The 13,846-nt window shown below is 73.7% G+C and carries 12 protein-coding genes; 5 read left to right on the top strand and 7 right to left on the bottom strand.

All coding sequences use genetic code 11. The annotated features are described in order from the left end of the window. Positions 1 to 43: 43 nt before the first annotated feature. Together rpsT and ABZ914_RS07460 are read left to right on the top strand one after the other, a co-directional pair. Positions 44 to 313 carry a 30S ribosomal protein S20 gene (rpsT, locus tag ABZ914_RS07465; RefSeq protein ID WP_190856199.1) on the top strand — a complete coding sequence of 90 codons (270 nt, stop codon included), beginning with the start codon at positions 44 to 46 and terminating at the stop codon, positions 311 to 313. A gap of 90 nt (positions 314 to 403) precedes the next feature. After that, a complete protein-coding gene (locus ABZ914_RS07460; RefSeq protein WP_433139200.1) occupies positions 404 to 937 on the top strand; it encodes an RNA 2'-phosphotransferase in 534 nt (177 codons plus the stop codon). Here ABZ914_RS07460 and ABZ914_RS07455 read toward each other — a convergent pair. Beyond that, complete coding sequence (locus tag ABZ914_RS07455) at positions 882 to 1,406, bottom strand: hypothetical protein (protein ID WP_500192230.1); 525 nt, start codon at positions 1,404 to 1,406, stop codon at positions 882 to 884. The genes ABZ914_RS07460 and ABZ914_RS07455 overlap by 56 nt on opposite strands. A 69-nt stretch (positions 1,407 to 1,475) precedes the next feature. Between ABZ914_RS07455 and ABZ914_RS07450 the strand changes: the two genes are divergently transcribed. Together ABZ914_RS07450 and ABZ914_RS07445 are read left to right on the top strand one after the other, a co-directional pair. After that, positions 1,476 to 2,402, top strand: a complete 927-nt coding sequence (locus ABZ914_RS07450; protein WP_500192229.1) for a LysR family transcriptional regulator — start codon at positions 1,476 to 1,478, stop codon at positions 2,400 to 2,402. Beyond that, positions 2,342 to 2,761 carry an SRPBCC family protein gene (locus tag ABZ914_RS07445; protein ID WP_387031213.1) on the top strand — a complete coding sequence of 140 codons (420 nt, stop codon included), beginning with the start codon at positions 2,342 to 2,344 and terminating at the stop codon, positions 2,759 to 2,761. The genes ABZ914_RS07450 and ABZ914_RS07445 overlap by 61 nt, the downstream gene beginning before the upstream one ends. A gap of 514 nt (positions 2,762 to 3,275) precedes the next feature. Here ABZ914_RS07445 and holA read toward each other — a convergent pair. The 6 genes from holA to hflX all read right to left on the bottom strand — a co-directional run bounded on the left by holA (position 3,276) and on the right by hflX (position 11,993). Then, the gene (holA, locus tag ABZ914_RS07440; RefSeq protein ID WP_347256656.1) at positions 3,276 to 4,226 is read right to left on the bottom strand and encodes a DNA polymerase III subunit delta; all 951 of its coding nucleotides are present in this window, start codon (positions 4,224 to 4,226) and stop codon (positions 3,276 to 3,278) included. Between the two features lie 145 nt (positions 4,227 to 4,371). Next, complete coding sequence (locus ABZ914_RS07435; RefSeq protein ID WP_500192228.1) at positions 4,372 to 6,465, bottom strand: ComEC/Rec2 family competence protein; 2,094 nt, start codon at positions 6,463 to 6,465, stop codon at positions 4,372 to 4,374. A gap of 635 nt (positions 6,466 to 7,100) precedes the next feature. Further along, a complete protein-coding gene (locus ABZ914_RS07430; RefSeq protein ID WP_500192227.1) occupies positions 7,101 to 7,823 on the bottom strand; it encodes a ComEA family DNA-binding protein in 723 nt (240 codons plus the stop codon). Between the two features lie 101 nt (positions 7,824 to 7,924). After that, positions 7,925 to 8,770 carry a DegV family protein gene (locus ABZ914_RS07425; RefSeq protein WP_500192226.1) on the bottom strand — a complete coding sequence of 282 codons (846 nt, stop codon included), beginning with the start codon at positions 8,768 to 8,770 and terminating at the stop codon, positions 7,925 to 7,927. 23 nt (positions 8,771 to 8,793) lie between these two features. Further along, a complete protein-coding gene (gene hutI / locus ABZ914_RS07420) occupies positions 8,794 to 10,008 on the bottom strand; it encodes an imidazolonepropionase (RefSeq protein WP_173099701.1) in 1,215 nt (404 codons plus the stop codon). A gap of 539 nt (positions 10,009 to 10,547) precedes the next feature. Then, positions 10,548 to 11,993 (bottom strand): GTPase HflX, encoded by a 1,446-nt coding sequence (hflX, locus tag ABZ914_RS07415; protein ID WP_387031220.1) that lies wholly within the window; start codon positions 11,991 to 11,993, stop codon positions 10,548 to 10,550. Positions 11,994 to 12,215: 222 nt separating this feature from the next. Here hflX and aceB point away from each other — a divergent pair, with 222 nt between their 5' ends. Beyond that, on the top strand, positions 12,216 to 13,823 hold the full coding sequence (gene aceB, locus ABZ914_RS07410) for a malate synthase A (protein ID WP_500192225.1): 1,608 nt from the start codon (positions 12,216 to 12,218) through the stop codon (positions 13,821 to 13,823). The last annotated feature ends 23 nt before the right edge of the window (positions 13,824 to 13,846 follow it).

Genomic DNA, 13,846 nt, shown 5'->3' with positions numbered 1-13,846 from the left:
AGACGGCAGGCCATGATCGCAACCAAGGCTGAGGCACTACGACGTGGCTAACATCAAGTCCCAGATCAAGCGGAACAAGCAGAACGAGAAGGCGCGGCTGCGCAACAAGGCCGTCAAGTCGGAGCTGAAGACCGCGATCCGCAAGTTCCGCGAGGCCGCGGAGTCCGGCGAGATCGAGGCCGCCGTCGCCGCGCAGCGCGCCGCCGCCCGCAAGCTGGACAAGGCCGTCAGCAAGGGCGTCATCCACAAGAACCAGGCCGCCAACCGCAAGTCGGCGATCGCCAAGCAGGCCGCCGCCCTGCAGGCGAAGTGAGCACGGCGCTCAGGTAGACGCGCACGCCCGGGGCCGGTCCACCGTGACCGGCCCTGACGCATGCCCGGGCGGGAAGGCGGTCGGGGACCCATGGACGCTCGCCGTACGGTGAAGATCTCCAAGTACCTCGCCAAGCACCTGCGGCACCGCCCCGAGCGGATCGGCCTCACCCTCGACGCCGGCGGCTGGGCGAGCGTCCCCGACCTGCTCGACGCCGCCGCCCGGCACGGCTTCCCGTTCACCCGCGCCGAGCTCGAGCACGTCGTCGCCGTCAACGACAAGCGGCGCTACGCCCTCGACGGCGACCGGATCCGGGCCGTCCAGGGCCACAGCATCGACGTCGACCTCGGGCTCCCCGCCGTCCCGCCGCCCGAGCTGCTGTACCACGGCACCACCGAGGCCGCCGCCCCCGCGATCCGGCGCGAGGGCCTGCGGCGCATGGACCGGCACGCCGTCCACCTGTCGCCCGACACCGAGACGGCGCGGCGCGTCGGCGCCCGCCGCGGGCGGCCCGTCGTGCTGGTCGTCGAGGCCGGGCGGATGGCCGCCGACGGCCACGAGTTCCGCGTCAGCGCGAACGGCGTGTGGCTGGCCGACGCCGTCCCGCCGGAATATCTTCGCTGATCGCCGCGGCGTCCGCCCACGACGGGACGTGCCGCACCCAGTCCGGGACCTCGCCGTTCTGCGGCCCGAACAGGTACCGGTACGGGACGACGTCGCGGATCGCCCGGTGCACGTCCAGCCGGTCGTCGATCATGTGGGTGATCCCGAGCTCCGCGCAGTGCAGCGCCTTCTCGGGCCGCTTCCGGCAGAACCGCACGTTCCCCCTGGCCAGCCCGGTCCTGCCGTAGAAGTCGTGGTGGTCGAGCCACGCCAGCGTCCGCTCGCGGACCCGGTCGCCGCACTTGGAGATGATCCACGCGCGGCCGCCGAACGCGTCCACGAGCCCCGGCAGCACGTCGTACACGCCGTCCGCCGCGGGCGACGCCAGCGCCTGCGCGAAGGACCCGCCGAGGAACGCCGTGTCCGCCGTCCCCGGAGCCGAGACGCCCTGGATCACGCGGCCGAAATCGATGCCGAGACGAGGTTCCATGCCTTGAGCCTGGCCGCGTCACCGCTAGAACTGAACTATCGAATGCTCGGCGGTCTATAGTTCTCGTCTATGGAGCTGAGCCGCGTGTCCACCGACGCGCTCGCCTCCTTCGCCGCGTTCGCCGAGCGCCTCAACTTCACCCGCGCCGCCGAGGACCTGCACATCTCCCAGCCGGCCCTGCACGTCAAGATCCGCAAGCTCGCCGAGACGCTCGGCCGCCCCCTCTACACCCGGCACGGCCGCCGCATCGCCCTCACCCCCGCCGGCGAGGCTGTCGCCCGCCTCGCCCGCGACCTCGACGCCCGCGTCTCCGCGTTCCTCGCCGACCTCGACGGCACCGCGCCGTCCCGGCTCCCCGTCCTCGCCGCCGGCGAGGGCGCCTACCTCTACCTGCTCGGCGACGCCGTCCGGCACGGCGTCCGGCTGATCAACGGCGACCGCGCGCGCACCCTCACCGCCGTCCGCACCGGCCGCGCCGACCTCGGCGTCGCCGTCCTGGACGTCCTGCCCGCCGACCTCGCGACCGTCCCGCTGGCCGCGTACCCGCAGGCCCTCGCGGTCCCGGACGACCATCCGCTCGCCGCCCGCCCGTCCCTCGCCCTCGCCGACCTCGCCGGCGCGTCCCTGGTCGTCCCGCCGCCGGCCGGCCCGCACCGCGTCGCCCTCGAGCGCGCGCTCCGCGCCGCCGGCGTGCCGTGGACGGCCGCCGTCGAGGCGGAGGGCTGGCCGCTCCTGCTGCACTTCGTGTCCCTGCGCGCCGGTCTCGCCGTCGTGAACGGCTGCGTCGTCCCGCCGCCGGGGGTCGTCCTCCGCGAGATCATCGACCTGCCCGCCGTCCCCTACTACGCCGTCCACCTGCCGGGCCGCGACGCCGACCCCCTCGTCACCGGCCTGCTGACCAGGATCCGCACCACGCTGACCACCGGGAGCCCACCGTGCACTTCGAGATCGCCGTCGACATCGACGCCGCCCCCGAGACCGTCTGGAACCTGCTGAAGGACGTCGAGCGCTGGCCCGACCTGACCGCCTCGATGAACCGCGTCGAACTCCTCGACGCCCCTCTCCGCGAAGGCGCCCGCGCCCGCGTCCACCAGCCCGGGATGCCCGCCGCGGTCTGGACGGTCACCACGTTCACCGAGAACGAGAACTTCACCTGGCGATCCTCGTCCCCCGGCGTCACCACGACCGGCGGCCACGAAGTCCTCCCCCGCCCGTCGGGCGGCAGCACCCTCCGCCTCACCCTCGACCAGACCGGCCCCCTCGCCCCGCTGATCGCCCTCCTCATGGGTTCCCGGACCCGCCGCTACGTCACCATGGAGGCCAACGGCCTCAAGACCGCCGCCGAGTCCCCCTGACCCGCGAGCCAAGCGCACGCCGCCCCGCGCACACCGCCTCCCGCACACCGCGCGCGGCGTTAAACCCCTCAACAGGGCCGCCGCCCGCCCACCGAGCGCCAACCCGTACCCGAGCCGCTGTGCCCTGACGCCACACGCCCAGCGCCTCGATCCCCGCCGAACACCCGACAAACGACGGTCACCCACGCGACAGACGCACAGGGCGGTCACCCTCGGACACCGCAGAGCGATCCCCCACGGCACCAGACGGCAGTCACCCGCGGGCAGCGCACGGGATCACCCACGCGCGACGGACGGCAGTCACCGACGGACGACGCAGAGCGGTCAGCCGTGGGCAGCAGACGGTGATCGAGTCGATGGCCGCGCAGGGTAATCAAACCGAAGACGTACGGCAGTCACACGCGGGCAAGGACGACGATCAAGCCGCAGGCCACGCAGGGCGGTCACCTACGGAGAGGCGGGGCAGTTACCCACGGGTGACGCCGGGCGGTCAACTGCGGGCGGTGGGGGGCGGTCAGTTGCGGGCGGCGACGATGTCGGCGACGGTCTTCTCCAGCGCGTAGGCGGGGTCGGCCGCGCCGCCCTTCACCTGGGCATCGGCCTCCGCCACCGCGGTGAGGGCGCGCGCCACCCCGTCGCCCGACCAGCCGCGCAACTGCTTCTGCACGCGCTCGATCTTCCACGGAGGCATCCCGAGGTCCTTGGCCAGCGCGGCGCCACGGGCGCCTCTGGGCGCACCGCCGACCTTCGCCAACCCCCGCACGCCCTGGGCGAGCGCGCTGACGATCAGCACGGGCGCCACGCCGGTCGCGAGCGCCCACCGCAGCTGCTCCAGCGCCTCCGCGAGCTGCCCTTCGATCGCCTTGTCCGCGACGGTGAACCCGCTGACCTCGGCGCGCCCCCGGTAGTAGCGCGCGACGGCCGCGTCGTCGACCTTCCCGCCGGTGTCGGCGACGAGCTGGCTGCACGCGGCCGCCAGCTCGCGCAGGTCGTTGCCGACGGCGTCCAGCAGCCCGCGCGCCGCGTCCGGCGAGATCTTCCCGCCGGACCGGCGGATCTCCGTCCGCACGAAGTCGACGCGCTCCCCCATCTTGGTCACCTTGGGGCAGGCGATCTTGCGCGCCTTCAGCTTCGTCAGCCCGTCCACCAGGGCCTTGCCCTTGGCGCCGCCGTGGTGGACGGCCACGAGCACCACGTCGTCCGCCGGGTCCTTGGCGTACTTGAGCACCTCGGCGGTGAGGTCCTTGCCGAGGTCCTGCGCGGACCGGATCACGAGCACCTTCCCGCCCCCGAACAGCGACGGCGACGTCAGCTCTGAGATCCGCCCGGGCTCCAGCCCGCCCGGCGCCAGGTCGATGACCTCGGCGTCCGGGTCCTTCGCCCGCACGGACGCGGCGACCTCGCCGATCGCCCGCTCCACGAGCAGCTCTTCGTCTCCCACGATCAGGATGATGGCCTCGGACACCCTTGCAGCATGCCACGCCCCGCCCCCTCCCCGCGCCACCTCCCGATCCCTGCCGCCGCTTCCGCCAACCCGCCCCCGGCGTCAATCTCCTGCCTCCCAGCAGACGCCCTCACCGGACGTCACCGCCCGCCGTCAGGCGGGCGGGTCAGTGGTGGGGGACGGCGGCGATGCCGGTTCGGGTGCGGACTATGGCGATGTCGCCGTCCTGGTCGGTGCGGTGGACCTGGGTGCGAAGGCGGTGCAGGAGGCCGAGCGTCGAGGGGGCCGGGTGGCCGTAGTCGTTGTCCCGTCCGACCGAGACCAGCGAGATCGCCGCATGGGCGGCGGCCAGGAAGCGCGGATCCTGGCTGCGCGAGCCGTGGTGCGGGACCTTGAGCACCTGGACGCGGGGAACGCTCGTCTCCAGGACGCGCTGTGCTTCGGTCTCGACGTCGCCGGCGAGCAGGGCGCTGAATCCTGGACGGCGGGCCACGAGGACGACGCTGGCGTTGTTGATCGTGGTGCCGTCGTCCTGCGGTGACAGGGCGGGGCCGGTGGCCAGAGGGGCGAGGATCACGAGGGTGAGGTCGCCGACGCGCCATTGCCCTCCGGCGAGCGCGGGACGGGACGGGAGACCGGCGATGAAGCGGTTCTCGGCGCCGTCGGTCAGGGACGTCCTCACCACCTCCTGGACGGTGCGCCCGTGCCGGACGCCGGACGTTCCGCCGATGTGGTCGGCGTGCGGGTGGGTCAGGACCAGCAGCGGAACGTCCTTCACGTGCAGGCCGGAGAGGCAGCGGTCGACCGGGGCGGGGACGGGGCCGGTGTCCACCACGACGGCGCGGCCGGGTCCGGCGGCGAGCGCGAGGGCGTCGCCCTGACCGACGTCGCAGGCGACCATCTGCCAGCCCGGCGGCGGCCAGCCCGGGGCCGTGATTCGCAGCACGACGACGGCGATCAGAACCCCGGCCATCGCCGCGACGGCGGCCGTGCGGAGCCCTGGGTGGCGCAGGATCAGGACGGCGACCCCACCGGCCAGCAGCAGCGTCACCGCGCCGAGGCCGCCGCCCGTCCACGGGATGGTGGCGTACGGGAGCGCGGCAACGGTCCGTGCGATCCAGATGATCCAGCCCACGGCCAGGCCGGCGGGCCGGACCGTCAGTCGGGCGAGCGGCAGCGACACGGGCGCGATCGCGGTCCCGAGCGCGCCGAGCAGCGTCGCGGGCGCCACGGCCGGCGCGGCGAGCAGGTTCGCGAACAGGGACACCACACCGACCTCTCCGGAGAGCATCACCAGGACGGGCGCGACGGCGATCTCGGCGGCCGCCGCGACGGCGAGGGCGTCCGCGAGCGGGCCGGGCAGGCGGCGCGCGAGCCGCTCCCGCCAGGGCGGCGCCAGGACGAGCAGGCCCGCCGTCGCCAGCACGGAGAGCGCGAAGCCGTATGACCGCGCCAACTCCGGGTCGATCAGGACGAGGAGGAGCACCGCCGCGCAGAGCGCGGGCACGCCCTGCCGTGACCGTCCGGTGAACAGCGCGAGGAGCGCCACCAGGCCCATGACCGTGGCCCGCAGGACGCTCGGGTCCGGCCGCGCGACCAGGACGAACGCGGCCACCGCGACGGCCGCGACCGGCGGGGCGCGCCTCCGCCCGAGCCCGGCGACGCGGCACAGCCAGAGCACCGCGCCGATGACGATCGCGAGGTTGGCGCCGGAGACGACCAGCAGGTGGCTCAGGCCCGCAGTGCGGAAGTCCTCGGCGAGGGCCGGATCGAGCCGGGAGGTGTCGCCGTCGACCATGCCGGGCAGGACGCCCCGCTGGTCGGGCGGGAGCCGGGCCACCGCCGCGCGCAACCGCGCCCGGACGGATTCGGCGGCCCGCTGGACGGCGGACGGGCCGCCGAGCAGCGCGGGCGGGCCCCGCACGATCACCACGGCGGCAAGCAGCTCGGCGCCGCGCGGCTTCTCGAACCGGCCGCGCAGCCGCACCCGCTGGCTCGGCAGCAGCCCGAGCCACCGCGGGTCGTGCGCGATCAGCAGCACCGGCACGCGCACCCGGGCCCGCTCCACCGCCTCGACCCGCGCCCGGACGATCACCATGGGCCGCCCGCCGGCCTTCCTGGCCTGCGGATCCCCTGTCAGCACCGCCTCTGCCGCTGCTGCCCCGCCGACCTGCGCGAGCGCCCGCACCGGCCCCGTACCAACAGCCGTCGCACGGAACGCCACACCCGTCGCGGACGCGGCGATACAGACCAGCACCATTCCCAGCAGCCGCCGGTTGAGGGCGCGTGAAGCCCCGCCTGCGCCGACCCAGTTCCGGACCCTCCGCAGAAGTGCTGGGCCCGAGCGCTCTTCATCGGTCGCCGACCGCCCCGACGCCCGCTGCTCGACCACCACTCCCGCAGCCGTGCGCCGCACTCCCTCGACCGCCCTGTCCGCCAGCAAGGGCTGATCGCGAGCGGCGGCTGCCCCTCCGCGCCTGAACGCTCGTCCCGGCGGCGTCCACTGCTCTTCACCACCCTGCCCCTGTCCGCTCCCAGACGAGAACCGAATGGCCTCCTCCGACCAAGGCGCCCCTCTCCCCGCCGCGTCCGACGACAAGGGCGCATCCTGGGCGGCTTGTTGCCCACTTCTGCGCGCCAGCGACGGCGGCGACGTCCGCGGCTGGGGGCCGTCGGGGTGCTGGTTGGTCTCGGAGGAGGGGCCGGTGGTGTTCTCGGGCTGGGGAGGTGGTGTTGGCGGGGTGGTGGGGGGTGGGCGGTGGGTGGCGAGGAGGTAGATGGCGGTGGCGGTCGTGGTGGCGGCCACGGTCCAGGTGAGGGCGGGTGGGAAGCCGATCGTCAGGGCCGCGGTGATCCAGGTGGCGAGGGCGGGAGCGGCCAGGCGGAGGTCGCGGGTCATACGCGCACCATCGGTTTCAGGTCGGCGAAGCGGCGGGCGCCGATGCCGTCGACGTCCTGGAGCTGGTCGACGGAGCGGAAGCCGCCGTGCTGGGTGCGGTAGTCGACGATGCGCTGGGCGAGGACGGGGCCGACGCCGGGGAGCTGGTCGAGCTGTTCGGCGGTGGCGGTGTTGAGGTCGACGGGCGTGCCCGGCGCGGCGGAGCCGGGTGGCGGCTGGCCCGGTGGCGGGGTGCCGGGCGCGGGCGAGGGAAGGCGGACGCCGACCGGTATCTGCTCGCCGTCGACGAGCTTGCGGGCGAGGTTGAGGGTGCCGGTACCGGCGCCGGGACGGACGCCGCCCGCGGCCTTGATGGCCTCTTCGACGCGGGAGCCGGACGGGAGGGTGACCACCCCGGGGTGCTTGACCTTGCCGAGGACGTGGACGACCACGGACGCCGGGTTCGCGGCACCGGCGGGGACGGCGCCGGGTGACGGTCCCGGGGACGGGGCCGCGGCGGGGACCTCGGTCGCGGCGGCGTCCGCGGTCGAGGGGGCCGGGTCGGGGCGGGGGCGGGCCAGCCAGAGGTAGCCGCCGGCGACGAGCGCCGCGATCACCGCGATGACGGCCAGGACGCGGACGTTCGCCCTCTCGGGTCCGGAGCGCAGGCGGGCGGACGGCGGCTGCGCGGGCGGTCTGAGCCGGTCGGCGAGGCCCTGGAGGCGGTCGTTGGCTGTCATGACGCCGACGCTAGGTGCGGCGCCCGCCCGCGAGCAGGGCCTGCGGAAAATGTGGATAACCCGCGACGCACCCCGTCTGACCAGGGGTTATGGCGAACAGGTCAGAGGTGCGGGGCGATCACCACGCCGAGCATCCCGGGGCCGACGTGGGCGCCGATGACGGGGCCGACCTCGCCGACGTAGACGTCCTCGACGTGCGGGATGCGGTCGCGCAGCCGGGCGGCGAGGGCGTCGGCGCGGGCGGCGGCGGCGAGGTGCTGGACGCCGAGGTCGACGCGGCGGGAGCCCGCCTGTTCGACGGCGATCTCCTCCAGCCGGGCCAGGGCCCGCGCGGACGTGCGGACCTTTTCCAGCGGCACGATCCGCCCGCCTGCGATGTCCAGGAGGGGTTTGACCATGAGCGCGGAGCCGAGCAGCGCCCCGGCGGCGCCGATCCGGCCGCCGCGGCGCAGGTGCTCGAGCGTGTCGACGTAGAGCAGGGACCGGGACATCGCGGCGCGGCGCGACGCGACGCGCGCGGCCGTCTCGGCATCCGCGCCCGCCATCGCGGCGGCGGCGGCGGAGAGGGCGGCGAGCCCGAGTCCCATGCCGATGGTGCCGCTGTCGACGACGTGGACGGGAACGGGCGCGTCCGCGGCGGCGAGGCGGGCGGCCGCGAGCGTCCCGGACATGGCGGCGGAAAGGTGCACGGACACCACCGCTCCCGCACCGGCCTCCGCCGCGCTCTCGTAGGCCTGGGCGAACCGTCCGGGTGAGGGGCGGGACGTGCTGACGGGCCGCCGGTCCCGGAGCGCACGGACCGCCTCCTCGCCGCCGATGTCGCCTTCGTCGCGCATGGGGCCGCCCAGGGAGATCTGCATGGGGACGACGGTCAGCCCGTGCCGTTCGGCGAGCCCCGGCGGAAGGTAGGCGGTGGAATCCGTGACGACCGCGACGGCGCTGCCCATGAACGGGACATTACCCCCGGCCGTCAGGGCTGGACCGGGACGCCGCCGCGCCAGACCCGCAGGGCGCGCAGGCCGAACGCCCATGCGAACGCGCCCTCGTGGTCGGCGTCCCACAGCACGATGTCGGCGAGCATGCCCGGGGCGAGGGAGCCGCGGTCGCCGACGCGCAGGGCGGCGGCCCCGCCGAGGGTGGCGGCGCGCAGCGCCTCGGTGACGCTCAGCCCGAACATCGCGACGGACAGGCCGATGACGAGCGGCATCGAGGTGATGCCGCACTGGCCCGGGTTGTGGTCGGTGCCGAGCGCGACGGTGACGCCGCGGTCGAGCATCTGCCGGACGGGCGCCGGGGCGCGGCTGCTGTTGAGGGCGCTGCCGGGGCAGACGGTGGCGGTGACGCCGGCGTGCGCGAGGGCCTTGATGTCGTCGTCGTTGGCCTGGGTGAGCAGGTCGGCGGACGCGCAGCCGACCTCGGCGGCGACCTGCGCGGCGCCGATGCGCTCGTTGGCGCAGGCGTGCATGCGGGCCTTCAGGCCGGCGCGCTTGCCGGTGAGCAGGAGGGCGCGGGCCTCCTCGGCGGTGAAGTGGCCCTCGTCGCAGTAGACGTCGATCGAGTCGGCGCCGGCCACGGCGGCGTCGCCGGCCCACAGGCGGACGGCCTCGATGTAGTCGCGGCGGCGGCCGAAGAACTCCGGCGGGAGGATGTGGGCGGCCAGGAACGTCGCGTGGATGCGCGGCATGGACGGCTCGCCCTCCAGCGACCGCAGCATCCGGATGTCGGCGAGCTCCCCGTCGCGGGTGAGGTGGTAGCCGGTCTTGGCCTCGACGGTGGTGGTCCCGGCGAGGATCCACTGGCGCAGCCGTTCCCGGACGCCGTTGCACAGCGTCCACGGGTCGGTGCCGCGGGTCACGGTGACGGTGGAGTTGACGCCGCCGCCCGCCGCCGCGATGGCCGAGTGCGAGGAGCCGCTGGTGCGCATCGCGAGCTCGGCCCACCGGTTGCCCGCGTAGACGGGGTGGGAGTGGGCGTCGATGAGGCCGGGGGTGACCAGGCCGCCGCCGAGGTTCTCCACGTGGTCGACGTCGACGATGTCGTCGATGATCCCCGGGACGCTCTGCGGGAGGTCCGAGGCGGGACCGGCCCAGACGATCCGGTCGTCGTGGATCAGCACGGCGGCGTTGCTGCAGACGTCGGTGCCCGTCCAGAGCCTGCCGATGTTCGTCAACAGCCGTACCGTCATAGGGTCACCGACCTGCTTGGGACGACGCGCCGCCGGGCGCGGTACCGGACGCTCCGTGTGCAAGGAGCAGGGAGGGACGGAGCGGGCCGCCTGCTCGCCGTCCGGTGTTCGCACCTGCCATCGATGGGGCCACCTGCTCTCGATCCGAAACGCCGACTGGGTGCCGGCGATTCACCGTTGGAGGGTCGGGTGATCGGGCGACCACCACTGGCAACGAGACCGGAGATATCGGTTTCGTCACGGTAGTGCACTGAAGGCCCGCCCGACAAGCTCTGAGCGGGCCCGGCCGACCGACCGGACACGGCCCGCACGCCCGTCCGTGCACCTCGTTGTGTGCGTTCGCAGCCCATCGACAGCCATCACCCGCCCCCTAGCCCTTCGACCGTACGGATTTCAACTGAACCGTCAAGCCGATTGGGGAAGCTGTCACCGTTCGGCGACCAGGATCCGCCCGGGGACGATATTCGGACGGGCCCGGACCGCCCTTTCGGACGGCCCGGGCCCGTGCGAACGCGTACGCGGCCGGGAGGCCGGCGCGGTCAGACGATCTGCGCCGCGATCTCGTACCGGGACAGCTCGCCCGCGACGTCCTCGGGGACGCGCGCGTGCAGCAGCGTGCCCTCGGCGACGTGCTCCTGCTTGAGCACCTCGCCGCGGTCGTGCACCCGCGCGACCAGGTCGCCGCGCTCGTACGGCACCAGCGCGCGCAGCTCGGCCTCCAGGCCCGGCAGGTCGGCCTCGATGGCCTCCCGCAGGTCCTCCATGCCGAACCCGGTGCGGGCGGAGACGACGACGCTGTGCGGTTCGCGCCGCTGGAGGCGGGCGATGGCCAGGTCGTCGGCGGCGTCCGCCTTGTTGATGACGATGATCTCGGGGATCGCGTCGGCGCCGATCTCGCGGAGCACCTCCCGGACGGCGTCGATCTGCGCCTCGGGGTCGGCGTCGGAGCCGTCCACGACGTGCAGGATCAGCCCGGCGTCGGTGACCTCCTCCAGCGTCGAGCGGAACGCCTCGACGAGCTGGTGGGGCAGGTGCCGGACGAACCCGACGGTGTCGGCGAGGGTGTAGGCGCGGCCGCCCGGCGTCTCGGCCCGCCGGACGGTGGGGTCGAGGGTGGCGAACAGCGCGTTCTCCACCAGCACCCCGGCGCCGGTGAGCCGGTTGAGCAGGGACGACTTGCCGGCGTTGGTGTAGCCGGCGATGGCGACGGCGGGCACCTCGTTGCGGCGCCGCTCGCCGCGCTTGGTGTCGCGGGCCTTGGACATCTCGGCGATCTGCCGGCGCAGCTTGGCCATCCGGGTGCGGATCCGCCGCCGGTCCAGCTCGATCTTGGTCTCGCCGGGGCCGCGGCCGCCGATGCCGACGCCGCCGGCGGCGCGCCCGCCGACCTGCCGGGACAGGTTGCCGCCCCAGCCGCGCAGGCGCGGCAGCAGGTAGTTGAGCTGCGCGAGCTCGACCTGCGCCTTGCCCTCGCGGCTCTTGGCGTGCTGGGCGAAGATGTCGAGGATCAGCGCGGTCCGGTCGATGACCTTGACCTGGACGGTCTCCTCCAGGTGCCGCAGCTGGCTGGGCGCCAGCTCGCCGTCGCAGATGACGGTGTCGGCGCCCGTCGAGATGACGACGTCGCGCAGCTCGGCGGCCTTGCCGGAGCCGATGTAGGTGGCCGGGTCGGGCCGGGACCGGCGCTGGACGAGCCCCTCGAGCACCTGGGAGCCCGCGGTCTCGGCGAGCAGCGCCAGTTCGCGCAGCGAGTTCTCGGCGTCGGCCGCGGTGCCCTCCGTCCACACGCCGACGAGGACGACCCGCTCCAGCCGCAGGGCGCGGTACTCGACCTCGGTGACGTCGGTGAGCTCGGTGGACAGTCCCGCGACGCGGCGCAGTGCCCGCCGGTCCTCGAGGTCGAGCTCGCCGGTCATGGGCTCGGCTTCGAACTCGTCGTAGGTCCGGTCTTCGTGGGTCTGGTCTGCAGAGAAAGGAAGAGTCATATGTCCTCGGTAGAACGCCGCGGCGCGGCTGTGTCTTCCCGGGGATCGTCTCACGCGCCGTCCTCGCGGGTCACGTGGTTATCAGGTGCGTACCCGCCGCGCGCGCGGGGAGGTCAACGGCACGGCCGGCGGGGCGCCCCCGCTTTGACCGGGCTCCGTACCGCCGAGTAGCGTTACTCCGTAAGACAGAAGTGGAATTTCACGATACGAAAGGGCGAGCAGATGGCCGAACTGGAAGGTGTCGAGGTCAACGGGCCTCTCGGGGAGCGGTACGAGGAGATCCTGACGCCCGAGGCGCTCGGCCTGCTCGCCGCACTGCAGCGTGAACTGGGCGGCCGCCGCAAGGAGCTGCTGGCGGCCCGCGCGGAGCGGCAGCGCCGCCTGTCCGAGGGCGGCACGCTGGACTTCCTGCCCGAGACCGCGTCCGTCCGCGAGGACGCGACCTGGCGGGTCGCCGACCCGGCGCCGGGCCTGGAGGACCGCCGCGTCGAGATCACCGGCCCGACGGACCGGAAGATGACCATCAACGCGCTCAACTCGGGCGCGAAGGTGTGGCTGGCCGACTTCGAGGACGCCAACACCCCGCTGTGGAACAACATGATCGAGGGGCAGCTGAACCTGCGCGACGCCCTCGACCGCACCATCGACTTCACCGACGCCAAGTCCGGCAAGTCCTACGCGCTCAAGGACGACGCCGAGCTCGCCACCATCGTGGTCCGCCCGCGCGGCTGGCACATGGAGGAGAAGCACCTCCTCGTCGACGGCGAGCCGATGTCGGGCTCGCTGTTCGACTTCGGCCTCTACTTCTTCCACAGCGCGCGCCGGCAGCTGGACAAGGGCAAGGGCCCGTACTTCTACCTGCCGAAGATGGAGGGCCACCTCGAGGCGCGGCTGTGGAACGACGCCTTCAACCTCGCCCAGGACCGCCTGGGGATCCCGCGCGGCACCATCCGCGCGACCGTGCTGATCGAGACGATCCCGGCCGCGTTCGAGATGGAGGAGATCCTCTACGAGCTGCGCGACCACTCCGCGGGCCTGAACGCCGGCCGCTGGGACTACCTGTTCTCGGTGATCAAGAAGTTCCGGGACCGCGGCGCCGACTTCGTGCTGCCCGAGCGCAACGCGATCACGATGACCGCGCCGTTCATGCGCGCCTACACCGAGCTGCTGGTCCGCACCTGCCACAAGCGCGGCGCGCACGCCATCGGCGGCATGGCCGCGTTCATCCCGTCCCGCAAGGACGAGGAGGTCAACAAGGTCGCCCTGGAGAAGGTCCGGGCCGACAAGACCCGCGAGTCCGGCGACGGCTTCGACGGCTCCTGGGTCGCCCACCCCGACCTCGTCCCGGTCTGCCGCGAGGTCTTCGACGGCGTGCTGGGCGACAAGCCCAACCAGCGCGACCGGCTCCGCGAGGACGTCAGCGTCACCGCCGCCGACCTGCTCAACGTCAAGGCCACCCCGGGCGACATCACGGAGGCCGGCCTGCGCAACAACATCGACGTCGCCCTGCGCTACCTGGCCACCTGGCTGAACGGCTCCGGCGCCGTCGCCATCCACAACCTCATGGAGGACGCCGCCACCGCGGAGATCTCCCGCTCGCAGGTGTGGCAGTGGATCTACAACGGCGTCTCCACCGCCGAGGGCCAGAAGATCACCAAGGAGTGGGTGGAGCGGCTCCTGGACGAGGAGCTGGCCAAGATCCGCGCCGAGCTCGGCGACGCCTACAACGAGCCGCGCTACGAGCAGGCCGTGACCCTCTTCAAGGAGGTCACGCTCGCCGACGAGTACTCCGAGTTCCTCACCACCCCCGCCTACCAGCAGTTCCCGTGATGTGATGCCGGGACCGGGCCGCC

Origin of the sequence: Spirillospora sp. NPDC046719 (assembly GCF_040645715.1) — a bacterium.
Taxonomy (GTDB): Bacteria; Actinomycetota; Actinomycetes; order Streptosporangiales; family Streptosporangiaceae; genus Spirillospora.
This window is presented reverse-complemented; position numbering and strand designations above follow the sequence as displayed.